This window comes from Paracoccus angustae (assembly GCF_042648745.1).
In the GTDB taxonomy this organism is placed as follows: Bacteria; Pseudomonadota; Alphaproteobacteria; order Rhodobacterales; family Rhodobacteraceae; genus Paracoccus; species Paracoccus angustae.
The window spans coordinates 530,450-554,416 of record NZ_JBHRXY010000001.1; the positions used below are offsets into that span (position 1 = coordinate 530,450).

The window sequence follows — 23,967 nt, forward strand, 5'->3', positions numbered from 1 at the left end:
TTGAAGCCCCGCCCGGCTCTGCCGCGGCGGGGCTTTTCTTTGCCCAGCGATGGGCTTGTATCCCTCCTTGCAAGGCTGCTTGCAGGCAACCAGCGCAGCGGCGCCTTCGTTGGTGGAAAGGTGGCGTGCCGAAGGCACAGCGTTCCGGCCCCGTCGATGGGGGCGGGAACGCCAGCCCGCTCAGTCGGGGGGGACCAGCCGCGCCGGGATCAGGCCGCGCAGGGCGTTGCCCATGAACAGATTCCCAGCTTCCAGGTCGCTTGGCAGAAGCCGCGCTTCCCGCGCCTCGCCTGCTTCGATCAGCGACCTGCGCAACACGCCAGGCAGCAGCCCGCAGGCCAGCGGCGGCGTCGCGAACCGGCTCCCCCGCCGCAGGAACAGGCTGGTGATGGTTCCCTCGCAGATCTCCCCGCGCTCGTTCAGCAGGATCGCCTCGTCGATGCCGTCCGGCAGCGCGGCGCGGGCCGCGTCATAGACCGGCCGGTGCGAGGTCTTGACGCGCAGCCAGGGATCGGCGCTGTCCAGCCGCAGGGACGAGATCGCCACCCGCCAGAAACCCGGATCGGGCGGCAAAGGCTGATGCGTGGCGCCGACCGCCCCCGCCGCATCCACCGTCAGCCTTATGCGCAAGACCCGCCCGCGCGGCAGACCGGCCAAGGCGGCCTCCACCTGCGCCTCGTCCAGGGGAAACCCCACCGCCGCGCAATCCCGCCGCAGCCGGTCGAGATGCAGCGGCCACAGCGCAATGCGGCCGTCCGTCTCGCCGCGCATGGTTTCAAAGACGGTCAGCCCCTCGGGGACAGGTCCAGAAATGCGGCCTTGCACAGCGCCTCCTCCCATTCCGATCCGGCGCGGCTGTCATGGGTGATGCCGCCGCCGACGTTCAGCCGCAGCCGGTCCGGCGCAACCATGACCGGCGACCTGATCGCGACCGAGAACCGCATCGGCCCCGCCGGATCCGCCCAGCCGATGGCGCCGCAATAAACGCCGCGGGCCGCCCCCTCCAACTCGGCGATGATCTCCATGGCGCGGATCTTGGGCGCGCCGGTGATCGAGCCGCAGGGAAACAGCGCCCGCAGGATGTCTGTCAGGCGCGTGCCGGGGGCAAGCCGGCCTTCGACGGTCGAGGTCATCTGGTGAACCGTCGCATAGGCCTCGACCTGGAACAGCCGCGGCACATGGACCGAGCCCGGCACGCAGACATGGCTGATGTCGTTGCGCAGCAAATCCACGATCATCAGGTTCTCGGCCCGGTCCTTGGGGGACGCGGCCAGCGTCTCGGCCGCTGCGGCATCCGCCTTGGGCGTCCGGCCGCGCGGGGCCGTGCCCTTCATCGGGCGCGTCGCGATGCGGCCGGTTTCATCGACCGCGAAGAACAGCTCCGGGCTGCGCGACAGCACCGCCGGGCCGTCCAGGGCGACAAAGGCCCCCTCGCCCACCGGCTGGCGCGCGGCCAGGGCCGCATGGACGGCAAGCGGGTCGCCCGCGACGTCGGCCTCCATCGGGAAGGTCAGGTTGATCTGGTAGGTATCCCCCGCCGCGATATAGCGATGCACCGCCTGGATCGCCCGGTCATAGCGGTCGCGCGTCCAAAGCGGACGGGCCGGGCCGATGACGACGCCCGCATGATCAGGCAAGGGAGGCGCGGGACGGGGCGCGTCGAAGACGCCCATCAGGATCAGCGGCACCTCGCGCGCCGCTGGCATCAGCCGCCGCAGCCGCGGCGCCAGCGCATAGCCCAGTTCATAGGACAGATAGCCCGCAAGCCAGCGGCCCGCCGAACGGGCGGCCTCGATCCGCGCCAGGGCCTGCTCGGCGTCCTCGGGGTTGTCGGCGCGGATCAGGTCCAGCGGGTCCGCGAACAGGGTGCCGCCGGGCAGCGGCCCTGCGTCGAAGCGGATCACTTCGCGGCCTTGGCCTTGGCCGCCAGATCGCGCGCGACGGCAAAGGCGCCCTTGATGCGGTCGGCGTCGGATTTCCAGTCGCGCGGCACGAAGATCCTGTTGTCGGTGATCTTGGCCTTGCCGCCCTGTTCGGTCAGGAATTCTACCAGACCGGCGGGGTTCGGGAACTTGTCCATGTGGAACTGGACGGTCGCCCCCTTCGGTCCGGCATCCAGACGCGCGATGTTCGCCCGCTTGGCCATCGCCTTGATGCGGGTGACCAGCAGGAGGGTGTTGACCTCTCGCGGCAGGGGGCCGAAGCGGTCGATCAGTTCGGCGGCGAAGCCTTCAAGCTCGACCTTGGTGGTCAGGCCGGACAGGCGGCGATAAAGCCCGAGGCGCACGTCCAGATCGGGGATATAGCTTTCCGGGATCGTGACCGGCACGCCCAGGTTCAGTTGCGGCGCCCATTCGTCCTCGGGCGTGCCCTCGATCTCGCCCGACTTCAGCTTGGCGATGGTTTCCTCCAGCATCTGCTGGTAAAGTTCGAAGCCGACCTCCTTGATATGGCCCGACTGCTCCTCTCCCAGCAGGTTGCCCGCGCCGCGCAGATCCAGATCCTGGGATGCGAGATTGAAGCCCGCGCCAAGCCCGTCGATGGACCCCAGGAACTTCAGCCGCCGCATGGCCTGGGGGGTCAGCGGCTGGCGCGGCTTGGTGGTCAGATAGCAATAGGCCCGCGTCTTGGACCGGCCCACCCTGCCCCGGATCTGGTACAACTGCGCCAGGCCGAACATGTCGGCGCGCCAGACGATCATGGTGTTGGCGGTGGGGATGTCCAACCCGCTTTCCACGATGGTGGTCGCCAGCAGCACGTCGTGGCTGCCGTCGTAGAAGGCGTTCATCCGCCCGTCCAGATCGCCCGCCGCAAGCTGGCCGTGGGCCACGATATAGCTGACCTCGGGCATGTTTTCCCGCAGCCAATGCTCGACCTCGGGCAGGTCGGCCAGGCGCGGAACGACAAAAAAGCTTTGTCCGCCGCGATACTTCTCGCGCAGCAGGGCCTCGCGCACGGTCACGCTGTCGAATTCGCTGACATAGGTGCGGATCGACAGGCGGTCCACCGGCGGCGTGCCGATCACCGACAGGTCGCGCACCCCGGTCAACGACAGTTGCAGCGTGCGCGGGATGGGCGTGGCGGTCAGGGTCAGGACGTGGATGTCGCTGCGCAGTTCCTTGAGCCGTTCCTTGTGGGCGACGCCGAAATGCTGCTCCTCGTCGATGATCAGCAGGCCGAGGTTCTTGAAGCGCACGCCCTTGGCCAGCACCGCATGGGTGCCGACGACGACATCGACGGTTCCGTCCGCCAGCCCTTCCCGCGTTTTCGCGGCGTCCTTGGCGGACACGAAGCGCGACAAGGGGCGAACGCAGATCGCGGTGCCCCGGAAGCGTTCGGCGAAGGTCTTGAAATGCTGGCGGGCCAGCAGCGTCGTGGGCGCCACGACCGCGACCTGCATTCCCTGGCTGGCGGCGATAAAGGCCGCGCGCATCGCGACCTCGGTCTTGCCGAAGCCCACGTCGCCCACGATCAGGCGGTCCATGGGGCGGCCAGCCGCCAGATCCTCGGTCACGTCCTCGATCGCGGACAGCTGGTCCTCGGTTTCGCTGTAGGGAAAGCGGGCGGCGAAGGCCTGCCAGTCGTGATCGTCGGGTTCCAGCACGGGCGCGGCGCGCAGCAGGCGTTCGGCGGCCACCCGCATCAGCTTGTCGGCGATCAGCTTGATGCGTTCCTTGAGGCGCGCTTTCCGGGCCTGCCACGCCCCGCCGCCAAGCCGGTCCAGCAGCCCTTCCTCGTGGCCGTAGCGGGACAGCAGTTCGATGTTCTCGACCGGCAGGTAAAGACGGTCGCCGCCCGCGTATTCCAGCGCCACGCAGTCGTGGGGAACGCCCGCGGCCTTGATCGTTTCCAGCCCGGTATAGCGTCCGATGCCGTGTTCGACATGCACGACCAGATCGCCCGGGGTCAGGCTGGTGGTGTCCTTCAGGAAGTTGTCGGCCTTGCGGCGTTTTTTCGCGCCGCGGATCAGCCGGTCGCCCAGCACGTCCTGTTCGGAAATCACCGCCAGCTTGCCAAGCGCCTGTCCGTCGGCCACGAAGCCCTCGTCCAGCGGCCAGACGGCAAGGCCGACCACGCCGGGCTTGTCGGGCAGGTCTCGGATGTCGCCGATGGGCTTGGCGCCCGCCAGGCCTTCGTCGGCCAGCAGTCCCGACAGGCGTTCCCGCGCACCGTCCGAGAAGGACGCGACGATCACCCGGCAATCCCTGGAAAGAGCCTTCACATGATCGGCCAAAGCCTTGAACAGGTTGACGCCTTCGGCCTGGCGTTCGGGCGCGAAATTGCGCCCCGCGCGGCCGCCCGCGTCCAGCACCCCCGGCCCCGGCGGCTGCGGCAGGACCGACAAGCGCAGCACCCGGTGGCGTGACAGCCAGCCGGTCCACTCGGCCTCGGTCGGGAACATCGCTTCGGGCGGCACGGGCTTGTAAACCGTGTCGCTGCGCCCCTTCGCGGCCATGGCGGCCTTTCGCGCGCCGAACTGTTCGTCGATCATGCCGCGCCGGGCGTCGATCACCTGGCCCACGTGGTCGTCCAGCGCGACCGCCGCGCCGGGCAGATAGTCGAACAGGCTTTCCATCCGGTCGTGGAACCAGGGCAGCCAATGCTCCATCCCCGCCGTCTTGCGTCCCGCGCTGACGCTTTCATAAAGCGGGTCGTTCGTGCCCCCGCCGTATTCGGCGCGATAGTTCTGGCGGAACCGGGTGATCGCGTCCTGATCCAGGATCACCTCGGACATCGGCGCAAGCTCGATCCGGGACAGCTTTTCCGTGGTGCGCTGCGTCTCGGCGTCGAACCGGCGCGCGCCGTCCAGCACGTCGCCGAACAGATCCAGCCGCACCGGACCGGATTCGCCCGGCGAAAAGATGTCGATGATGCCGCCGCGCACGGCATAGTCGCCGGGTTCGGTCACCGTGGGCGATTGCGTGAAGCCCATGCGCACCAGAAAGTCGCGCAGCGCCCCCTCGTCGATGCGGTCGCCCACGCGGGCGATGAAGCTGGCGCCCTGCACGACCGCGCGCGCGGGCACCCGTTGCAGAACCGCGTTCAGCGTGGTCAGCAGCACGAAGGGCCCCTTGACTGCCCCCTGCGCCAGTCCCGCAAGCGTGGCCATCCGCGCCGCCTGGATGTCGGACGAGGGCGAGACGCGATCGTAAGGCGTCGTGTCCCAGGCCGGGAAATCCAGCACGGCAAGATCCGGCGCGAAGAACGCCAGGGCCGCGCGCATGGCGGCCATGCGGCGGTCGTCGCGGGCGATGTGGATGACGGGCGCGCCGCGCGCGGCCTCGCGCGCGATCAGGGCGGCGTCATAGCCTTCGGGCGCGCCGGAAAGGATCAGATGTTCGGCCATGAGCGTGAGGTAAAGCCCCCGGCGGCGGAGTCAAGTTCAGAAGCCATAGGGATGGATCACCGACCACAGCGCCCCCCACAGCGCGGTGACGGCGACCGCCGCCATGGACAGGGCCGTGACCAGCCGCCGGTGGATCACCATGCGCCGGACCGCCTCGGCCGCCGCCTCGGGGATCGGGCGCGCGCCCCGCTCGGCCGCTTCCAGCAGCGGCATCAGGCGGCGGGCCAGGGCCACGCGCATCCAGAACAGCATCGCCAAGGGAAACAGCAGCAGGAACGAGGCCAGGGCCAGTTCCAGCGCATAGCCGATGCCCATGATCGCCAGCGAGGTCAGCGCAAAGCCCGTCAGCGCCAGAAACGCCACGCCCTCGGGCGCGCTGAGCCGCCAGCGCGGCAGCACAAGGGACAGCCAGTCCAGCAGGTGCAGCACGGTCGGGGAGTCGCCTTCGTCCGCCTGCACGGCCATGCGGGCGCGGCTGACGATCTCGGTGGGCACGCCGATCACGCTGCGGCCGGTCAGGGACCAAGTGCCGATCACCACGAGCCAGTACCAGATCGTGCCAAAGGACCGGCTGTCCAGAAAGCCGATCAGGCTGTCGAATTGAGGCACGCGGGCTTCCTTGTCCTTGGTCGCGGGCGACCTTAGAACGGCTGTTGCCGAAGGAAAAGCCGTCTCGCACCCCGGAAAGGAAGCCCGCCATGCCGACGCCGATCATCGCCCCTTTTCCCGCCTCGCGCCTGCGCCGCTTGCGCCGCACCCCCGCGATCCGCGCGATGGTGTCGGAATGCGACGTGACGCCCGCGAACCTGATCTGGCCGATCTTCGTGAGCGAGGTCGCGGGGGCCGAGGGCGAGGTGTCCTCGATGCCCGGGGTGGAACGGCTGACGCTGGACGGGGCGCGGCGGGCGGCGGAACGGGCGGCCCGGCTGAACATCCCGGCCCTCTGCATCTTTCCCCATTCCGACGGGGATCTTAAGACGGAAACCTGCGAGCGGGCTTGGGATCCCGACAACATCGGCAACCGCGCCATCCGCGCCGTCAAGGAAACCGTGCCGGATCTGGCGGTGATGACGGACATCGCGCTGGATCCATACAACGCCAACGGCCACGACGGCATCGTCGTGAACGGCGAGATCCTGAACGACGAAACCGTCGAGGCGCTGGTCCGCATGGCGCTGGTCCAGGCGGACAGCGGGGCGGACATCCTCGGTCCTTCGGACATGATGGACGGGCGCATCGGCGCGCTGCGGGGGGCGCTGGAACGGGCAGGCCACAAGCATGTGGCGATCCTGTCCTATGCGGCCAAGTTCGCGTCCTCGTTCTATGGCCCGTTCCGGGATGCCGTGGGCGCCTCGGGGCGGCTGGTGGGCGACAAGAAGACCTATCAGGTCAACCCCGCGAACCGGGGCGAGGCGATCCGCTGCGTGGCCCGCGATCTGGCCGAAGGCGCGGACATGGTGATGGTCAAGCCCGGCCTGCCCTATCTGGACATCTGCCGGGCCGTGAAGGACCAGTTCGGCGCGCCGACCTTCGCCTATCAGGTCAGCGGCGAATACGCGATGCTGGAAGGCGCCATCCGCAACGGCTGGCTGTCGCGCGATGCGATGTTCGAAAGCCTCTTGTGCTTCCGCCGGGCGGGCTGCGACGGGATCCTCACCTATTTCGCGCCCCTGGTGGCCGAGGCGATCGCGGCGCGCGCCTGACCGCCCGGCGGTCCGCCGCGTGCGCCCCTGCGGGACGGGTGACAGGCCGCCGGAAATCTTCTAGCATCCGCGCCAAAATGCCGGATCATCCGGCGCGACACAGCGGGGCACGTGATGAGCAGAGATTTCCAGGCCAAGATGGGCCGTCGCATGGTGCTGAAGGGCGCGGCGGGCACCGCCGCCCTGGCCCTGGCGGGGTGCAGCAATGCCGTCGGCACGAACGCGGCGGCGCAACTGGACGCGCGCGTGGACGCGACGCACAACTATCTGGTCCAGAACTATCCCTCGGCGCAGGCCCTGGTGCAGAACGCGCGCGGCGTTCTGTACATGCCGCTGATGACCGAGGCCGCGCTTGGCGTCGGCGGCGCCTACGGGCAGGGCGCGCTGCGGATCGGCGGGGCGACGGTGGATTACTATTCCGCCACCCGCGCGACCGTCGGCTTTCAGGCGGGCGCGCAGCAATATGCGCATGTGCTGATCTTCCAGACGGACGCGGCGCTGGCCTCGTTCCGGGCCTCGCCCGGCTGGCTGGCGGGGGCCAACGCCTTTTATGCGATCCCGCAGGGGGGCATGGCGCTTGGCGCGGACACGATCACCGCGCAACTGCCGGTCGTGGCGATGATCTTCGGCCAGGCGGGGCTGATGGCGGGGGCGTCGATCGAGGGCACGAAATACACCCGCGTCATCCCGTCCGAGATCCCGACGCTGGGCTTTGGCGGCATGGGCCTGCCGCAGATGAGGCGGGGCTGACTTGGCTCGAACCTGAACCGGCCTGCCGGGCGGGACAAGGATACGCGACCAGCGTTTGCCCGCCCGCCTGACCGGGCACCATCAGAGACGGTGCGGCCCGACCCGGCGACGCGGGTGGCGCGGTCACGCGGCGGCGAAGGCGATGGCCCTCGCCGTTCTCATCCCGAGGTCAAATGCCGCAGCCCGTGCGTGACATCGGCGCGCACCGCCAGCCGCAGGGCGGGTTCGTCACCCGCCCGCAGCGCGGCCAGGATCATGCGGTGGTGGCGCGGCGGCTCGTTCCGCTTCACCCGGCCGTAAAGCGCGCGCATGGTCGGCCCAAGTTGCAGCCAGATGGTTTCCAGCATCGCCAGCATCGCGGGCGCTTGCGCGCGCAGATACAGCATCCGGTGAAATTCCAGGTTGCAGCGGATATAGCCCACCGCATCATGATTTTCCACCGCGTCGGCGATGCGGGCATTCATCTGCGCCAGCCGGTCGATCAGCGCGAAATGCGCGCGCGGCAGCGCGCGGGCGGCCAGTTCCGGCTCGATCAGGGCGCGCAGGGCGGCCAGTTCCTCGATCCGGTCGTCCGACAGCGCGGGCGTGGTCACGCGCCCGGATGCCGACAAGGTCAGCGCGCCCTCCGCCACCAGGCGGCGCACCGCCTCGCGCGCGGGGGTCATGGACAGGTGGTATTCGCGGGCGATGCCGCGCAGGGTCAGCGCCTTGCCGGGCGGCAGCTCGCCCAGCATGATCCGGCTGCGCAGGTTGCGGTACAGCTTTTCATGGGCGGACGGGTCGGTGGGACGGGCGGACGCGTTCATGGCCCGCTTGTGATCACAAAATCCGCCTTCGTCAATCCCCCGCCGGATCGCGGAACTGCCAGACCATCAGATCAGACCCGTGCCGCCGCAGCCAATCGCGGTGGCGCGCATAGCCGGGCATCAGCCCCGCCACGGCCGCCCAGAAGCGCGGCGAATGGTCCATGTGGCGCAGATGCGCCACCTCGTGCGCCGCGACATAGTCCAGCACGGCGGGCGGGGCCATCGCCAGCCGCCAGGAAAACATCAGCCTCCCGTCCGAGGTGCAACTGCCCCAACGGGACCGCGTGTCGCGCAGCACGATGGCGCGATACGGGCGGCCAAGCGCCGCCGCATGGCGGTCGCAGGCGGCGCGCAACTGCTGCATGGCCCGGTGTTTCAGGAATGCCTGCGCCACCGGACCCGCCGGACGGCCGGCGGGCAGCAGCAGGGCATCGCCCGCAATCGCGGCGGCGCGAACAGCGGCGGGCGCCAGCACCAGCGGCACCCCCGCCACCGGCAGGGCGGCCCCGTGGCGGACGATGCTGGGCGCGGGCCGCCGTTCTGCCGCCTGCAACAGCCAGCGCGCCTTCGATTCCGCAAAGGCCGCGCCGTCGGACAGCGCCACATGGGCGGGCAGCGTCAGCACCAACGGCCCGCCGTCGCGCGGCACCCGCAGGACCATCCGCCGCGCCCGCGCCGACCGCCGGCAGGTGATCCGCATCCCGTTGCCGATGATGAACGCCTCGGCCATCCGCCTGCCCTTGCCCTGCCCCGCGGTCCCTGTCAGAAAAGCCTTTGACACCCCCCGGCACCTGTGGCAGGGGGTCCACCGATTTCCTAAACGCGGCGGAAGGAGAATGCCATGCCCAAAGAGGAATGGGGCACGAAACGCCTGTGCCCGCACTGCGCGACGCGCTTTTATGATCTGCGCGCCAATCCGATGACCTGCCCCGCCTGCGGGAACACGTTCACGCTGGAAAGCCTGACCGACTCGCGCGGGAAGACGCTTGTCACCGAGAAGACCGCCGTCCGCGACGACGATGACCTGGTCGACGACGACGAGGATCTGGGCGAGGATGCCGGCGAACTGGACGACGATCTGCTGGAGGAAGACGATGACGACGGCGACGTGTCGCTGGACGACATCGCGGATGTCGCCGACAACGACGAGGAATAAGGAAAAAGGCCGGTCCCGGGACCGGCCTTTTCGCTTCGGCGGCGCCGCAGGACGCCTGGCCTTGCCGTCTTGCTTGCAGCCAGCGTTCATCCCACGCACCCAACCCCGATGCTGCATCGGGAGCATGGAGTCGAGAAAGTCACCAAAGCCGCCCTGTTCAGACCTTGCCTGACGAAGCCGCTGCGTTCGCGCCAGATGGTCCCGTCTGCCCGCACCGTGAAAACTGCGGCGATGTCGACGACCTCATTGGCGTTCGCTGCAAGCCGTTCAGAAAGAACCCGAAAGGCGTGAGCGTCACGGCTTCAAGATGCGCGCGGAATGCCGCAAGCGGTTCACCCTGCGGATCGGCACGATCTTTGCGGAAAGCCGCGTTTCCCGGCGCACGTGGCTGCAAGCTGTTCACCTGATGGTGTCCGGCAAGAAGGGTATCAGCAGCCAAAAGCTTTGCCGTGTTCCGAACATCACCCACGCCAGCGCGCGGCTCATGTCTCACCGCAAGGCCGCGGAAGACCGATCGCCCTGCCGACACATCAAAGCCTTGATGCCAAGGTTGCCTTTTGCCACCTTATGGATCAGCGCGGCAGGTGGCGATGGGTCGATCCTTGAAACCTGCCGACGACATCATGGCTCTGGCCCGCCGCGAGACGGACCTGCACAGCCGGTCCGTGGCCGGGCAGATCACGCATCGGCTCAGGATCGGCCGGGCGATCGGACATTCGGGCCGGTTCGATCATGCCCGCATCACCGCAGCCCTTGAAGGCAAGCTCGACACGGCCCGGCTGAGCGAGGATGAAGAAGCGGCATGGCTGGACGCCTTCACCGGGACGATGGGCCAGCCTTCGGACACCGGGATGTCCTTCTTTGCGGAACGCCAGGCGCTTGGCCAGGGCGTCGGGCTGGATGCAGGCGGCAATCTGATCCACGCCCGGGACAATTCCGCCGCATGAGACCGACCCTTGTCCTGCTTGCCGGCCCAGATGGCGGCGGCAAATCGACCTTGTATCAGACCCGCGTCGCCCCAAGATTAGCCGGTTCTTTCGTCAATGCCGACATCATCCAGCGCGACGAGCTTCGGGACGCGCCGGCGGAGGCCTCCGTCCGCCCCCTACCGGCGGGTGGGCCGTCGCGACTGCATCGGTAAATCGGCAATCCTCTTTGGTTCAGCATCAATATGCATCAGTCGCGGGTGCCGACGTTGCCGTAAATCTTCAATGTCCAATGCCCGAGGCATCGGTCGGACACCAACATCGAAATCCGACAGCGCGTCGATCATCCAAGCCGATAGTTCGGGCTTTCCCGCGTGATCTGCACATCGTGGACATGGCTTTCCTTCAGCCCCGCGCCGGTGATGCGCACGAACTGGCAGTTGCGGCGCATTTCGGCGACCGTTGCGCAGCCGGTATAGCCCATGGCGGCGCGCAAGCCGCCCACAAGCTGGTGGATCACCGTTCCCGCCGGGCCCTTGTAGGGCACCTGACCCTCGATCCCTTCCGGCACCAGCTTGTCGGTGGCGGCGTCCTTCTGGAAATAGCGGTCGGCCGAGCCCCGCGCCATGGCGCCAAGCGAGCCCATGCCGCGATAGGACTTGAACGACCGGCCCTGGTACAGGATCACCTCGCCGGGCGATTCATCCGTCCCGGCGATGGCGCTGCCGACCATGGCGCAGCTTGCGCCCGCCGCGATGGCCTTGGCGAAGTCGCCCGAGAACTTGATGCCCCCGTCCGCGATGATCGGCACGTCGCCCGCCGCGCTTGCCGCGTCCATGATCGCCGTCAACTGCGGCACGCCCACGCCCGCGACGATCCGCGTGGTGCAGATCGAGCCCGGCCCGATGCCCACCTTGACCGCGTCCGCGCCCGCGTCGATCAGCGCCCGCGTGGCCTCGGCGGTGGCGACGTTGCCCGCGACCACCTGCACCTCGTTCGAGAACATCTTGACGCGCTCGACCGCCTTGGCGACGCCTGCCGAATGGCCGTGGGCGGTGTCGATCACCACCATGTCCACGCCCGCCTCGATCAGGGCCTGGCTGCGCTCGAACCCCTCGTCGCCGACGGTGGATGCGGCTGCGACCCTCAGCCGGCCCAGGTCGTCCTTGCAGGCCAGCGGGTTCAGCACCGACTGCTCGGTGTCCTTCAGCGTCAGCAGCCCGGTCAGCTTGCCATGGGCGTCCGTGACCAGCAGCTTCTCGATCCGGCGGGCCTTCATCAGGCTGATCGCCTCGGCCCGGTCGGCGGGCTCGCGCAGGATCGCCAGGTTTTCCGACGACATCATGGCCCGCACGGGGGTGCGGTCGTCGCTGGCGAAGCGCATGTCGCGGTTGGTCACGATGCCGACGACGCGGCCCATCTCGTCCACGACCGGAAAGCCGGTGACGTTGTAGCGGTCCTGGAAGGCCTTGGCATCGGCCAGGGTCTGGTCGGGACGCAGGGTGATGGGGTTGTAGACGATGCCCGACTCGAACCGCTTGACCCGGCGCACCTCGTCGGCCTGCTGCTCGGTTGTCAGGTTGCGGTGGATCACGCCCATGCCGCCGGCCTGGGCCATGGCGATGGCCATGCGGCTTTCCGTCACCGTGTCCATGGCGGAGGACAGAAGCGGGATGTTCATGGCGATGGCGCGCGTCACGCGCGTGGTCACGTCGGCGGTCGAGGGCATGACCGTGGATGCGGCGGGAACCAGAAGCACATCGTCAAAGGTGAGGGCCTCACGAATCTGCATAGGGGGTGTCCTTGCGGCAATTTCGTTTGGCAGTTTCCCCTTTCACGGGCAGCAGGGTTTGTCCAGTGCGCAGGGGCGATTTTGTTGCGCCGGGGCGGCGGGGCGGAACAACCGAAAGTTGCCCCAATGCCACGGGCGGGACGCGCGTTCCGTGCGAACGCCGCGTCATGTTGCGCTCTTAATTGATTCGTAGAACATCGGCGGTAAGTTGCGAGGCAAGCGGTCGCATGACTGCCAAGGGAGGAACCTATGAAAAAAATCGTGACCGGCGGTGCGCTTCTGCTGATCTCCGCATCCCCGCTCGTTGCAGGCGGGATCGAACGCGCGCCGCAGTCCTTGTCGGCTTTGTTCGAGGAAGGAAACTTTGCCGAATTGAGCTTCGGCGGCGTGGATCCGACAGTCGAGGGAACAGACATCGCGGGCTTCGACACGGGCGACGTGGCGCAAGGCTATGGCTTCCTGGGGCTGGCCTACAAGCACCAGTTCACCGGCAACCTGTCGGCTGCCATCATCATGGAGCAGCCGTTCGGGGCGGACATCCTTTATCCGCTGGCGCCCGCAGGATCGCCGGTTCTGGGCGGAACGCGGGTCGAGGTCAATTCGACCACCCTGACGGCGCTGGCGCGATACAAGTTCGACAACAACTTTTCGATCCATGGCGGGATCCGCGCCTCGAAGGCCGATGGCCGCGTGACCCTGAACGGGGCGGGGTACAGCAGGATCGCGCCGCCCTACAACCTCGAGATCGACGACGAATGGGGCCTGGGCTATGTCCTTGGCGCGGCCTACGAGATCCCGGAGATCGCCGGCCGCGTGTCGCTGACCTACAACTCGGACATCGAGCACGACTTCGACATGACCGAAACCGGCGATGTCATTCTTGCCGCGACCGGCGGCATCACGGACACGATTTCGGGGCAGTATACGGTCAAGACGCCGCGCAGCTGGACCCTGGAAGGACAAACCGGGGTGGCCGAGGACACGTTGGTGTTCGGGTCGATCCGCTGGGTGAAATGGTCCGAATTCATCGTCGACAACGCGGTCTTCCCGATCGCGACGCCCACTGGGGGAACGGTTCCGCTGGTCGAGGTCGAGGATACCACGACCTATACGCTGGGCGTCGGCCGCAAGATCACCGAGAACTGGTCCGGCTCTCTGTCGTTCACCTATGAGCCCAGCGAAGGCGACACGGTTTCGCCGCTGGCGCCCACCAACGGGCGCAAGGGTGTGACGCTGGCGGCCATCTACACGATGGACAACCTCAGGATCACCACGGGCATCAACTACACCCGGCTGGGCGGTTCCGACCTCGGCATCGGGGAAACCGGCAACAAGACCACCGTCGCCACGATGGAGGACAATCACGCCTGGGGCGTCGGCGTCCGCATCGGCTACAGCTTCTGAACCCGGACCGTCGCAACAACGGCAAGGCCCCGCCCCGGCGGGGCCTTTGCTTTCCGCGGCCCGCGCATTACCTATGCGCCCGAAACGAAGGGGCACCCGATGATCTATGGCAGCGGCAGCGAATGGTTGGGAACGGGCGCCAAGCGCGTTGTCCTGTTCGGGATGTCGGGCCTGGGCAAGACCTATCTGGCCAACATGCTGCGCGACGCGGGCGACTGGTTCCACTACTCGGTCGATTACCGCATCGGCACCCGCTACATGGGCGAGTTCATCGCCGACAACTTCAAGCGCGAGGCGATGAAGGTGCCCTTCCTGCGCGAGCTTCTGCTGTCGGACAGCATCTATGTCGCCAGCAACATCACCTTCGACAACCTTGCACCCTTGTCCACATACCTGGGCAAGCCCGGCAGCCCGTCCCGCGGGGGGTTGCCTTTCGACGAATACTGCCTGCGCCAGAACCAGCACCGCCGGGCCGAAATCGCGGCGCTGCTGGACACCCGCCATTTCATGGACCGCGCCCGCGACATCTACGCGATCCCGCATTTCGTTTGCGACAGCGGGGGCTCGATCTGCGAGGTGGTGGATCCCGACGACCCCGCCGACCCGGTGCTGTCCGCGCTGGAGCGCGATCTGCTTATGGTCTGGATCAAGGGATCGGACGCCCATACCGCCGAACTGGTGCGCCGCTTCGACCGCGCGCCCAAGCCCATGTATTACCAGCCGGAATTCCTGGAAAAGGCCTGGATCGCCTATCGCGTCGAAAAGGGCCTGGAAGAAAACGAGGTCAACCCCGACGACTTCATCCGCTGGACCTATGCCCGCGCCCTGGCGCACCGCCAGCCGCGATACGAAGCCATGGCGCGGCGCGGCGTCACCATCCTGGCCGAGGAGGTCGCCGGGGTCCGCAGCCCCGCGGATTTCGACGCCCTGATCGCCCGCGCCATCGACCGCAAGGAATGAACCCATGCCCATCACCCTGAACGAGAACCTTCCCGCCTACCGCATCCTTTCGGACGAAGGCGTGATGGTCATGTCTCCGGGCCGGGCCGCGACCCAGGACATCCGCCCGCTGCGCATCGGGCTTCTGAACCTGATGCCCAAGAAGATCCAGACGGAAAACCAGTTCGCCCGGCTGATCGGCGCCACGCCGTTGCAGATCGACTTCCAGCTGATCCGCATGTCGGACCACGAAAGCCGCAACACGGCGGCCGACCACATGGAAAGCTTCTACCGTCCCTTCCGCGAGGTCGAGGCGACCGGCGAGAAGTTCGACGGCCTGATCATAACCGGCGCCCCGGTCGAGCAGCTGCCCTTCGAGGACGTGACCTATTGGAACGAACTGACCCGGGTCTTCGACTGGACGCAGAGCCACGTCCATTCGACCTTCGGCGTCTGCTGGGGCGGCATGGCGATGGCCTGGCATTTCCACCGGCTGGACAAGCACCCCCTGGACCACAAGGCCTTTGGCTGCTTCCGCCACCGCAACCTGGCCCCGGCCTCGCCCTATCTGAGGGGCTTTTCGGACGACGTTCTGGTTCCCGTCAGCCGCTGGACCGAGGTGCGGCAGGCGGACGTGGACGCCCGCCCCGCCCTGCGCACGCTGCTGGCCAGCGACCAGTGCGGTCCCTGCCTGCTGGAGGACCCGGGGCATCGCGCGCTTTATATCTTCAACCACCTGGAATACGACAGCACGACCCTGAAAGAGGAATACGACCGCGACGTTGCGGCGGGAAAGGCGATCAACGTGCCGCTGAACTATTATCCCGACGACGATCCGGCGCGCGCGCCCTCGAACCGCTGGCGCAGCCACGCGCATCTGCTTTACGGTAACTGGATCAACGAGATCTATCAGACGACAGAATACGACATGTCCCGCATCGGCGAAGGATAAGCAGATGGCAGAAACCCCGGACCTGCCCTTGGTCGGCCAGATCACCGCCGCGCTGAAAGCCGCGCCGAAGGAGATCCGCAAGGCCCTGGAGGGCGCGGGCAAGGACGACATCCTGGACCCGACCTACCCTTATCGCGAGGAGATGGACCGCAAGGCCTACGACGCGCAGATGGCGCGGTTGCAGCTGCAACTGGTTCGCATGATGCATGACGTGGTGGCGACCGGCAAGCGCGTGGTCGTGCTGTTCGAGGGCCGCGACGCCGCCGGCAAGGGCGGCACCATCGAGCGGATGCGCGAGAACCTGAACCCGCGCTCTGCCAGCATCGTGGCCCTGCCGACCCCCACCAGCCGCGAGGCGGGCCAGTGGTATTTCCAGCGCTACGTGGACTGGCTGCCCGCCGCGGGCGAAATGGCGCTGTTCGACCGCAGCTGGTACAACCGCGGCGTGGTGGAACGCGTCTTCGGCTTTTCGACGGAACAGCAGCGCAACGCGTTCTTCAGGCAACTGCCGGGGTTCGAACAGATGCTGGTGGACGACGGCATTATCCTGGTCAAGCTGTGGCTGAACGTGGGACGCGCCGAACAGATGCGCCGCTTTCTGGACCGCGAAGCCGATCCGCTGAAGCAATGGAAGCTGTCGCGCATCGACGTGGACGGGCTGGCGAAATGGGACGACTACACGGCGGCGATCCGCGACACGCTGAACCTGTCGCATTCGCCGATCGCCCCCTGGACCGTGATCCGGTCGGACGACAAGCGCCGCGCGCGGCTCGCGGCGATCCAGACGGTGCTGGACGCGGTGGATTTCGCGGGCAAGGACGCCGAGGTGATCGGCATTCCCGACCCGGCGATCACCGGCGGGCCGGAATTGCTGGATGCGTAGGAGCGGGCGATGGAACTGAAGAACAGCCGGGCTGTCGTCACGGGCGGCGCCTCGGGGCTTGGGGCGGCCACGGCGGCCTGGTTCCGCGGGCAGGGCGCGGCGGTCGTGGTGCTGGACCGCCAATCGGGCGACGATCCCTGGCAGGTTCAGGCGGACGTGACCCGCGCCGACAGCGCGGCGGCGGCGATCGCGCAGGCCGTGGCCCTGATGGGCGGCATCGACATCTGCGTGAACTGCGCAGGCGTGGTGATCGGCGAGAAGACCGTGGGCCGCCACGGGCCGCATGATCTCGACTCCTTCCGCCGCGTGGTCGAGGTGAACCTGATCGGCAGCTTCAACGTGCTGCGGCTGGCGGCTGTGGAAATGGCGAAGAACGGGCGGGCGGAAAACGGCGTGATCGTCAACACGGCGTCCGTCGCGGCCTTTGACGGGCAGAAGGGCCAGGCCGCCTATGCCGCGTCCAAGGCGGGGATCGCGGGCATGACCCTGCCGCTCGCGCGCGATCTGGCGGGGCTGAACATCCGCGTCTGCGCCATCGCGCCCGGCATCTTCGCCACGCCGATGCTGCGCGGCCTGCCGCCCGACGTGCAGGACGGTCTGGCCGCCGAAGTGACCTTCCCGCCCCGTCTCGGCGATCCGGCGGAGTTCGCGCGCCTGGCGGCCCACATCGTCGAGAACGCTTATCTGAACGGCGAGGTGATCCGCCTGGACGGCGCCCTGCGCATGCGCTGATCAATGGTCCTTGACCGGCGCGCGATGCCCTTGCGCGACCGTTTGGCCGCCGCTAGCGTTCGACACAAACCCGCCCAACTGGAAGGCCCGATTTCATGCGCTTGCTGATCACCACCGCCCTCGCCTCTGCCGTCGCCCTGCCCGCGCTTGCGGCGGACCCGGAACTGACCGTCTTCGACTGGGCCGGGTTCGAGGAGCCCTCGATCTTCCAGGCCTATATCGACAAGCATGGCGACAGCCCGACCTACGCCTTTTATGGCGACGATGACGAGGCGTTCCAGAAGATCGCCTCGGGCTTCAAGGCCGACGTGGCCCATCCGTGCAGCCAGATGGTCAGCAAGTACCGCGACGCGGGCCTGATCGAGCCCTGGGACACCTCGAAGATCCCGAACTTCGACAAGATCGACCCGCAGTTCCTGCAATCCGAGGTCTTCAAGGATGCCGAGGGCGTCTGGTACATCCCCACCGACTGGGGCGCGACCGCCATCGCCTATAATCCCGAAACGGTCCCGGCCGAGGACGTGTCGACCCTGCAAGTGTTCACCGACCCGAAATACCAGGGCCGCACGTCGCTGCCGGATTCGTCGGACGACGTCTGGGCGCTGGCCTATCTGGCGACGGGCGTCACCGACTGGACCGACGTGACGGACGAACAGTTCCAGGCCGCCGCCGACTGGCTGCGCAAGGCGCACGCGAACGTCGCGGCCTATTGGGCGGACCCGTCCGAACAGGCGCAGCTGATGGCCTCCGGCGCGGTGGACATCGCCTGGTCTTGGAACGATGGCGTGGTCTACCTGCAAAACGACAACTATCCCGTGGCCTTCCAGCGGGCGCCCAAGGAAGGCTCGTCCACCTTCTTCTGCGGCTACATCAACCTCAAGGACGGGCCGGGCAACGAGGAGAAGGCCTATGACTTCATCAACGCCTGGCTCGAGCCCTCGGCCGGCAAGGCGCTGCTGGACACGATCGGCTATGGCCACACCTCGACCGAGGCGATGGCGACGATCGCGGACGAGCCTGCGGTGAAGGAAGGCCTGAGCGAGGTCGATGCCCCGATCCTGGCGCAGACCCCGAACGACCCGGCGCAGCGCGAAAAGCAGCTGGCCGAATTCGAGAAGATCAAGGCGGGGTTCTGATCAAGGCGGGGTTCCGATCAAGGCGGGGGACCAGTCCCCCGCACCCCCTGGGATATTTGGGCGAAGATGAAAGGGCGAGGCTTACGCGGCCTCGTCCTTTTTGCGTGGGGTATAGTTCAGGATCGGGGCCAGCCAGCGTTCGACCTCGGCCAGGTCCATGCCCTTGCGGGCGGCGTAATCGCGGGCCTGGTCTTCCTCGATCTTCGCCACGCCGAAATAGTAGCTGTCGGGGTGGCCGATATAAAGGCCCGAGACCGACGATCCCGGCCACATGGCCATGCTTTCGGTCAGGCGCACGCCGGTCGCGTTTTCCGCATCCAGCAGACGGAACAAGGTCAGCTTTTCGGTATGGTCCGGCTGGGCGGGATAGCCCGGCGCGGGACGGATGCCCTTGTAGGGTTCGCCGATCAGATCCTGCGGGCCGAAGGTCTCGTCCGCGGCATAGCCCCAGAGGTCCTTGCGGACGCGTTCGTGCAGCATCTCGGCCATGGCCTCGGCGATGCGGTCGGCAAGCGCCTTGACCATGATCGCGGCATAGTCGTCGTTCGCGCGTTCGTAGCGGGCGGCGATTTCGCTTTCCTCGGGGCCTGCCGTTACCACGAAGCCGCCCACATAATCGGGGCGGCCTTCGGGGGCGACGAAATCGGACAGCGCCACATTCGGGCGGTCGCCCCTTTTCGTCACCTGCTGGCGCAGCGTGTGCAGCGTCGCCAGCGGAGCCGAGCGGCTCTCGTCCGTGAACAGGCGGATGTCGTCGCCCACCGCGTTGGCGGGCCAGAAGCCCACCACGGCGCGGGGGTTGAACCACTTGCCCTCGACGATGCGGTCCAGCATCTCCTGCGCCTCGTGGAACAGGGCGCGCGCGGCCTCGCCCTGCTTTTCATCGTCGAGGATGCGGGGATAAACGCCCTTCAGTTCCCAGGTCTGGAAGAACGGCGTCCAGTCGATGTAGCGCGCGATTTCCGCCAGATCCCAGTCGTCGATGATCCGGGTGCCGGTGAACCGCGGGGGTGTCGCCCGATAGCCGGACCAGTCCACCTTCAGCGCATTGGCCCGCGCCGCGGCCAGCGGCAGGCGCCGCTTGGCGGCCTCGGCCCGTTCGTGGCGTTCGGCCACATCGGCGTATTCGGCGCGGATGCCATCGACATAGGCCGCTTGCTGCGCGGGCGACAGCAGAGACGACACCACCCCCACCGCCCGGCTGGCGTCGGTGACATAGACCGCCGCGCCCTTGTGATAGCGCGGCGCGATCTTGACCGCCGTATGGATCTTCGAGGTGGTGGCCCCGCCGATCAGCAGCGGCACCTGGAAACCCTCGCGCTCCATTTCCGAGGCGACGTGGACCATCTCGTCCAAGCTGGGGGTGATCAGGCCGGACAGCCCGATCACATCGACCTGCTGTTCCCGCGCGACCTCCAGGATCTTCTGCGCGGGGACCATGACGCCCAGGTCGATCACCTCGTAATTGTTGCAGGCCAGCACGACGCCCACGATGTTCTTGCCGATGTCGTGGACATCGCCCTTGACCGTGGCCATCAGGATCCGGCCCGCGGCCTGCCGGGTGCCGCCGCCATTCGCGGCCTTCTCGGCCTCCATGTGCGGCAGCAGCACGGCCACGGCCTGCTTCATCACGCGGGCGGATTTCACCACCTGCGGCAGGAACATCTTGCCCGCGCCGAAAAGGTCGCCCACCACGTTCATGCCGGCCATCAGCGGGCCTTCGATGACGTGCAGCGGGCGTTCGGCGGCCAGGCGCGCTTCCTCGGTATCGGCCTCGATATATTCGGTGATGCCGTTGACCAGCGCATGTTCCAGACGCTTTTCCACCGCCCATTCGCGCCAGGACAGATCCTTCTCGCGCCCCTTGGCGCCGCCCTCGCCCTTGAAGCGTTCGGCGATCTCCAGCAGGCGTTCGGTCGCGTCGCCGCCAGCCTGGGGCCGGCGGTTGAGAACCACGTCCTCGCAGGCCTCTCGCAGGTCCGGGTCGATCTGGTCGTAAACCGCCAACTGCCCCGCATTGACGATGCCCATGTCCATGCCCGCCTGGATGGCGTGGTACAGGAACACCGCGTGCATCGCCTCGCGCACGGGTTCGTTGCCGCGGAACGAGAAGGACAGGTTCGACACCCCGCCCGAAACATGGGCATGGGGCAGGTTCCGGCGGATCCAGCGCGCGGCCTCGATGAAGTCCACGCCGTAGTTGTTGTGTTCCTCGATCCCGGTCGCCACGGCGAAGATGTTGGGATCGAAGATGATGTCCTCGGGCGGGAAACCCACTTCCTCGGTCAGGATGCGATAGGCACGGGCGCAGATCTCGATCTTGCGGGCGCAGGTGTCGGCCTGGCCCTGTTCGTCGAAGGCCATGACCACGACCGCCGCGCCATAGGCGAGGCACAGCCCGGCCTGCTGTCGGAACTGCTCCTCGCCTTCCTTCATGGAGATCGAGTTGACGACCGGCTTGCCCTGCACGCATTGCAGGCCCGCCTCGATCACCTCCCATTTGGAACTGTCGATCATCACCGGCACGCGGGCGATGTCGGGTTCGGCGGCCAGCAGGTTCAGGAACTCGACCATGGCGGCCTTCGAGTCGATCAGCCCCTCGTCCATGTTGATGTCGATGATCTGCGCGCCGTTCTCCACCTGGTCGCGCGCGACCTCCAGGGCGGCGGCATAGTCGCGGTTGGTGATCAGCTTGCGGAAACGGGCGCTGCCGGTCACGTTGGTGCGTTCGCCGATGTTCACGAAGGGAATGTCGGGCGTCAGGACGAAGGGTTCCAGGCCCGACAGGCGCAGCAGGCGATCAGACATATTCGGGCACCTTTCGGGGACTGTATTGGCCGACGGCCTCGGCGATGGCGCGGATGTGGTCGGGCGTGGTGCCGCAGCAGCCGCCGACGACGTTCACCAGCCCCTCGCGGGCGAATTCGGCGACTTGAACGGCGGTGTCGTTCGGCCCCTCGTCGTACTGGCCAAAGGCGTTGGGCAGCCCGGCATTGGGATAGGCGCAGATGTTGGTGTCCGCCACGCCCGCCAGTTCCGCCAGATGCGGACGCATCGCGGATGCCCCGAGCGCGCAATTGAGGCCCACCGACCAGGGACGGGAATGGCGCACCGAATGCCAGAAGGCCGTCGGCGTTTGTCCCGACAGCGTGCGCCCGGATGCGTCGGTGATCGTGCCCGAGATCATCAGCGGCAGTGTCTGCCCATGCGCCTGCATCGCCTGGATGCACGCGAAGATCGCGGCCTTGGCGTTCAGGGTGTCGAAGATCGTCTCGATCAGCAGAATGTCGGCGCCGCCTTCGATCAGCGCCTGCGCCTGCTCAAGATAGGCGATGCGCAGGTCTTCGAAGGTCACGGCGCGATAGCCGGGATTGTTCACGTCCGGGCTGATGGATGCCGTGCGGTTGGTCGGGCCGATGGCCCCCGCGACAAAGCGCGGCCGCCCGTCCTGCGCGGTGGCGCGGTCCAGCGCGCGGCGGACGATGCGCGCGCCCTCGACGTTCAGGTCGCGGACCGCCGCCTGCATCCCGTAATCGGCCTGGGCGATGACGGTCGCCGAAAAGGTGTTCGTTTCCACGATGTCCGCGCCCGCCATGGCATAGCGGTAATGGATGTCCTCGACCGCCTCGGGCTGCGTGAGGATCAGCAGGTCGTTGTTGCCCTGCTGCGGATGGTCCGAATGGTGGCGGCAGGCATGCCCGGATCCAACGCCGGTATAATCGTCCTCGGCCAGACCAAGCTGCTGGATCTGCGTGCCCATGGCCCCGTCGAGGATCAGGATCCGTTCGGACGCCGCGCGGTCAAGCGCCGCGAAGGCGGGGGATCGGGAAAGTCTGCCGGTCATCGTGTCAACCCTTGCCAGGAAGGCGCAGATATAGCGGTTGACCCGGGCCACGGCAAATTCATAATCCTATACAAGATTATGAAGCTGCGGCATGTCCATTCACCTTTGCCTCAATATCCTCGGGGGGTCCGGGGGGCGAAGCGCCCCCGGCCTGCCGGTCACTCCGCGCTGCTGCGGGCGTAAACATCCTCGTAACGGATGATGTCGTCCTCGCCCAGGTAGCTGCCGGTCTGCACCTCGATCAGCACCATCGGCACCTTGCCGGGGTTTTCCATGCGGTGAACCGCGCCCAGCGGCACATAGATCGACTGGTTCTCGGTCACCAGGGTCACCTTGTCGTCCACCGTGACCCTGGCCGTGCCGCTGACCACGACCCAGTGTTCGGACCGATGCACATGGCTTTGCAGCGACAGCGCGGCCCCGGGCTTTACGACGATGCGCTTGACCTGGAAGCGGTCGGCCAGGGCCAGTGTCTCGAACCAGCCCCAGGGGCGGTGGTCGCGGGGAAAGGCGGTGGCCTGCTTGCAGCCCTTGGCCTTCAGCGCGGTGACGGCATGGCGCACGTCCTGCGCGCGGCTCTTGTCCGCCACCAGCACCGCGTCCGCCGTCGCCACGACGATCACATCCGTCAGTCCGATGCCCACCACCTGCAAGTCGTCGCTGTCCGACCGCAGCAGCACGTCATGGCAGTCGAGGGCGATCGCGTTCTCGTCCGTGACGACCCCGTTGTCCGATGGCGCTTCCAGCAGCGCCTCTCGCCAGACGGCATCCCAACCGCCCAGGTCGGACCACCGTTCGGAAAAACGCACCACGGCCAGATTTCCGGCCTTTTCCATTACGGCATAGTCGATCGACTGGTCGGGCAGGCTGTCCCAGGGCGCGCGGGCCAGACGCAGAAAGCCGATGTCGTTCTTGGCCTCGTCAAGGGCGGCCAGAACCGGGGCAAGGTATTCGGGGGCATGGGCGCGGAACGCGTCGATCATCACGCCGGCCTTGAACAGGAAGATGCCCGCGTTCCACAGGAAATTGCCCCCTGCCAGCATCTGCGCCGCCGTGGCCGCGTCGGGCTTTTCGACGAAGCGCGCCAAGGGCTGCGGGCCGTCGCCCTGCCCCGCCAGTTCGAGATAGCCGTAGCCGGTTTCCGGCCGGTCGGGGGTGATGCCGAAGGTGACGATCCGTCCCTGGGCGGCCGGCTCCATTCCCTGGCGCACGGCGCGCGCGAAGGCGGCCTCGTCGGGGATCACGTGGTCCGACGGCGCGACCAGCAGCAGGCTTTCGGGGTCTTTCGCGGCAACCATCAGGGCGGCGACCAGGATCGCGGGGGCGGTGTTGCGGCCCGAGGGTTCGATCACGATGGCGCCGGGCCGGATGCCGACCTGATCCAGCTGTTCCGCGACGATGAAGCGGAAATCGGCATTGGTCATCACCACCGGATCGGCGAAGTCGGACCCGGCCAGCCTGCGGGCCGACGCCTGGAACAGCGTCTCGTGTCCGATCAGCGGCGCGAACTGCTTGGGAAAGCTTTTGCGGGACACGGGCCAGAGCCGGGTTCCCGATCCGCCGGCCATCAGAACGGGGGTGATCTTGGTCATGAAGC

20 protein-coding genes are annotated in these 23,967 nt (G+C 67.4%); 10 read left to right on the top strand and 10 right to left on the bottom strand.

Going from position 1 to position 23,967, the window contains the following annotated elements; genetic code table 11:
* Nucleotides 1-180: 180 nt before the first annotated feature.
* The 4 genes from ACFOM8_RS02840 to ACFOM8_RS02855 are packed head-to-tail and all read right to left on the bottom strand — an operon-like array spanning nucleotide 181 to nucleotide 5,956.
* On the bottom strand, nucleotides 181-825 hold the full coding sequence (locus ACFOM8_RS02840; RefSeq protein WP_377759096.1) for an aminotransferase class IV family protein: 645 nt from the start codon (nucleotides 823-825) through the stop codon (nucleotides 181-183).
* Nucleotides 786-1,904 (bottom strand): aminodeoxychorismate synthase component I, encoded by a 1,119-nt coding sequence (locus ACFOM8_RS02845; RefSeq protein WP_377759098.1) that lies wholly within the window; start codon nucleotides 1,902-1,904, stop codon nucleotides 786-788. The genes ACFOM8_RS02840 and ACFOM8_RS02845 overlap by 40 nt, the downstream gene beginning before the upstream one ends.
* Complete coding sequence (gene mfd / locus ACFOM8_RS02850) at nucleotides 1,901-5,347, bottom strand: transcription-repair coupling factor (RefSeq protein WP_377759099.1); 3,447 nt, start codon at nucleotides 5,345-5,347, stop codon at nucleotides 1,901-1,903. The genes ACFOM8_RS02845 and mfd overlap by 4 nt, the downstream gene beginning before the upstream one ends.
* A gap of 36 nt (nucleotides 5,348-5,383) precedes the next feature.
* The gene (locus ACFOM8_RS02855) at nucleotides 5,384-5,956 is read right to left on the bottom strand and encodes a hypothetical protein (RefSeq protein ID WP_377759101.1); all 573 of its coding nucleotides are present in this window, start codon (nucleotides 5,954-5,956) and stop codon (nucleotides 5,384-5,386) included.
* Between the two features lie 89 nt (nucleotides 5,957-6,045).
* Here ACFOM8_RS02855 and hemB point away from each other — a divergent pair, with 89 nt between their 5' ends.
* Together hemB and ACFOM8_RS02865 are read left to right on the top strand one after the other, a co-directional pair.
* On the top strand, nucleotides 6,046-7,050 hold the full coding sequence (gene hemB, locus ACFOM8_RS02860; RefSeq protein WP_377759103.1) for a porphobilinogen synthase: 1,005 nt from the start codon (nucleotides 6,046-6,048) through the stop codon (nucleotides 7,048-7,050).
* 114 nt (nucleotides 7,051-7,164) lie between these two features.
* Nucleotides 7,165-7,800 (top strand): lipid-binding SYLF domain-containing protein, encoded by a 636-nt coding sequence (locus tag ACFOM8_RS02865; protein ID WP_377759105.1) that lies wholly within the window; start codon nucleotides 7,165-7,167, stop codon nucleotides 7,798-7,800.
* Between the two features lie 158 nt (nucleotides 7,801-7,958).
* On the opposite strand, the gene ACFOM8_RS02870 is transcribed toward ACFOM8_RS02865, so the two are convergent.
* Both ACFOM8_RS02870 and ACFOM8_RS02875 read right to left on the bottom strand, forming a co-directional pair.
* Nucleotides 7,959-8,606: a GntR family transcriptional regulator gene (locus ACFOM8_RS02870; RefSeq protein ID WP_377759107.1), complete on the bottom strand. Its 648-nt coding sequence runs from the start codon at nucleotides 8,604-8,606 to the stop codon at nucleotides 7,959-7,961.
* Between the two features lie 31 nt (nucleotides 8,607-8,637).
* A complete protein-coding gene (locus ACFOM8_RS02875) occupies nucleotides 8,638-9,336 on the bottom strand; it encodes a M48 family metallopeptidase (RefSeq protein ID WP_377759109.1) in 699 nt (232 codons plus the stop codon).
* 111 nt (nucleotides 9,337-9,447) lie between these two features.
* Here ACFOM8_RS02875 and ACFOM8_RS02880 point away from each other — a divergent pair, with 111 nt between their 5' ends.
* Entirely contained in the window at nucleotides 9,448-9,762 is a 315-nt protein-coding gene (locus tag ACFOM8_RS02880) for an FYDLN acid domain-containing protein (RefSeq protein WP_377759111.1), read from the top strand.
* Between the two features lie 602 nt (nucleotides 9,763-10,364).
* On the top strand, nucleotides 10,365-10,709 hold the full coding sequence (locus tag ACFOM8_RS02885; protein ID WP_377759112.1) for a TA system antitoxin ParD family protein: 345 nt from the start codon (nucleotides 10,365-10,367) through the stop codon (nucleotides 10,707-10,709).
* Nucleotides 10,710-11,031: 322 nt separating this feature from the next.
* Here the strand turns inward: ACFOM8_RS02885 and guaB are convergent, their stop codons facing one another.
* Nucleotides 11,032-12,480: an IMP dehydrogenase gene (guaB, locus tag ACFOM8_RS02890; protein WP_377759114.1), complete on the bottom strand. Its 1,449-nt coding sequence runs from the start codon at nucleotides 12,478-12,480 to the stop codon at nucleotides 11,032-11,034.
* A 249-nt stretch (nucleotides 12,481-12,729) separates the two neighbouring features.
* Here guaB and ACFOM8_RS02895 point away from each other — a divergent pair, with 249 nt between their 5' ends.
* The 6 genes from ACFOM8_RS02895 (at nucleotide 12,730) to ACFOM8_RS02920 (ending at nucleotide 18,526) form a co-directional block, all read left to right on the top strand.
* The gene (locus ACFOM8_RS02895) at nucleotides 12,730-13,884 is read left to right on the top strand and encodes an OmpP1/FadL family transporter (RefSeq protein ID WP_377759116.1); all 1,155 of its coding nucleotides are present in this window, start codon (nucleotides 12,730-12,732) and stop codon (nucleotides 13,882-13,884) included.
* Between the two features lie 99 nt (nucleotides 13,885-13,983).
* A complete protein-coding gene (locus tag ACFOM8_RS02900; protein WP_377759117.1) occupies nucleotides 13,984-14,844 on the top strand; it encodes an ATPase in 861 nt (286 codons plus the stop codon).
* A gap of 4 nt (nucleotides 14,845-14,848) precedes the next feature.
* On the top strand, nucleotides 14,849-15,775 hold the full coding sequence (locus ACFOM8_RS02905) for a homoserine O-succinyltransferase (protein ID WP_377759119.1): 927 nt from the start codon (nucleotides 14,849-14,851) through the stop codon (nucleotides 15,773-15,775).
* 4 nt (nucleotides 15,776-15,779) lie between these two features.
* On the top strand, nucleotides 15,780-16,658 hold the full coding sequence (gene ppk2, locus ACFOM8_RS02910; RefSeq protein ID WP_377759120.1) for a polyphosphate kinase 2: 879 nt from the start codon (nucleotides 15,780-15,782) through the stop codon (nucleotides 16,656-16,658).
* 9 nt (nucleotides 16,659-16,667) lie between these two features.
* Nucleotides 16,668-17,390: an SDR family NAD(P)-dependent oxidoreductase gene (locus ACFOM8_RS02915; protein WP_377759122.1), complete on the top strand. Its 723-nt coding sequence runs from the start codon at nucleotides 16,668-16,670 to the stop codon at nucleotides 17,388-17,390.
* 95 nt (nucleotides 17,391-17,485) lie between these two features.
* Nucleotides 17,486-18,526 (top strand): ABC transporter substrate-binding protein, encoded by a 1,041-nt coding sequence (locus ACFOM8_RS02920; RefSeq protein WP_377759124.1) that lies wholly within the window; start codon nucleotides 17,486-17,488, stop codon nucleotides 18,524-18,526.
* 81 nt (nucleotides 18,527-18,607) lie between these two features.
* Here the strand turns inward: ACFOM8_RS02920 and metH are convergent, their stop codons facing one another.
* The 3 genes from metH to ACFOM8_RS02935 form a co-directional block, all read right to left on the bottom strand.
* Nucleotides 18,608-21,334 carry a methionine synthase gene (metH, locus tag ACFOM8_RS02925; protein WP_377759126.1) on the bottom strand — a complete coding sequence of 909 codons (2,727 nt, stop codon included), beginning with the start codon at nucleotides 21,332-21,334 and terminating at the stop codon, nucleotides 18,608-18,610.
* Nucleotides 21,327-22,370, bottom strand: a complete 1,044-nt coding sequence (locus ACFOM8_RS02930) for a homocysteine S-methyltransferase family protein (RefSeq protein ID WP_377759127.1) — start codon at nucleotides 22,368-22,370, stop codon at nucleotides 21,327-21,329. The genes metH and ACFOM8_RS02930 overlap by 8 nt, the downstream gene beginning before the upstream one ends.
* Before the next feature lie 158 nt (nucleotides 22,371-22,528).
* Nucleotides 22,529-23,962, bottom strand: a complete 1,434-nt coding sequence (locus ACFOM8_RS02935) for a mannose-1-phosphate guanylyltransferase/mannose-6-phosphate isomerase (protein WP_377759129.1) — start codon at nucleotides 23,960-23,962, stop codon at nucleotides 22,529-22,531.
* Nucleotides 23,963-23,967: the final 5 nt, after the last annotated feature.

Bases quoted from the DNA above. Each gene is read 5' to 3' on its own strand.
- ACFOM8_RS02935 (WP_377759129.1), bottom strand. From the start codon at position 23,962: ATGACCAAGATCACCCCCGTTCTGATGGCCGGCGGATCGGGAACCCGG.
- ACFOM8_RS02895 (WP_377759116.1), top strand. From the start codon at position 12,730: ATGAAAAAAATCGTGACCGGCGGTGCGCTTCTGCTGATCTCCGCATCC.
- ACFOM8_RS02915 (WP_377759122.1), top strand. From the start codon at position 16,668: ATGGAACTGAAGAACAGCCGGGCTGTCGTCACGGGCGGCGCCTCGGGG.
- hemB (WP_377759103.1), top strand. From the start codon at position 6,046: ATGCCGACGCCGATCATCGCCCCTTTTCCCGCCTCGCGCCTGCGCCGC.
- ACFOM8_RS02880 (WP_377759111.1), top strand. From the start codon at position 9,448: ATGCCCAAAGAGGAATGGGGCACGAAACGCCTGTGCCCGCACTGCGCG.
- guaB (WP_377759114.1), bottom strand. From the start codon at position 12,480: ATGCAGATTCGTGAGGCCCTCACCTTTGACGATGTGCTTCTGGTTCCC.
- ppk2 (WP_377759120.1), top strand. From the start codon at position 15,780: ATGGCAGAAACCCCGGACCTGCCCTTGGTCGGCCAGATCACCGCCGCG.
- metH (WP_377759126.1), bottom strand. From the start codon at position 21,334: ATGTCTGATCGCCTGCTGCGCCTGTCGGGCCTGGAACCCTTCGTCCTG.
- ACFOM8_RS02875 (WP_377759109.1), bottom strand. From the start codon at position 9,336: ATGGCCGAGGCGTTCATCATCGGCAACGGGATGCGGATCACCTGCCGG.
- ACFOM8_RS02865 (WP_377759105.1), top strand. From the start codon at position 7,165: ATGAGCAGAGATTTCCAGGCCAAGATGGGCCGTCGCATGGTGCTGAAG.
- ACFOM8_RS02900 (WP_377759117.1), top strand. From the start codon at position 13,984: ATGATCTATGGCAGCGGCAGCGAATGGTTGGGAACGGGCGCCAAGCGC.
- ACFOM8_RS02920 (WP_377759124.1), top strand. From the start codon at position 17,486: ATGCGCTTGCTGATCACCACCGCCCTCGCCTCTGCCGTCGCCCTGCCC.
- ACFOM8_RS02930 (WP_377759127.1), bottom strand. From the start codon at position 22,370: ATGACCGGCAGACTTTCCCGATCCCCCGCCTTCGCGGCGCTTGACCGC.
- ACFOM8_RS02905 (WP_377759119.1), top strand. From the start codon at position 14,849: ATGCCCATCACCCTGAACGAGAACCTTCCCGCCTACCGCATCCTTTCG.
- ACFOM8_RS02870 (WP_377759107.1), bottom strand. From the start codon at position 8,606: ATGAACGCGTCCGCCCGTCCCACCGACCCGTCCGCCCATGAAAAGCTG.
- mfd (WP_377759099.1), bottom strand. From the start codon at position 5,347: ATGGCCGAACATCTGATCCTTTCCGGCGCGCCCGAAGGCTATGACGCC.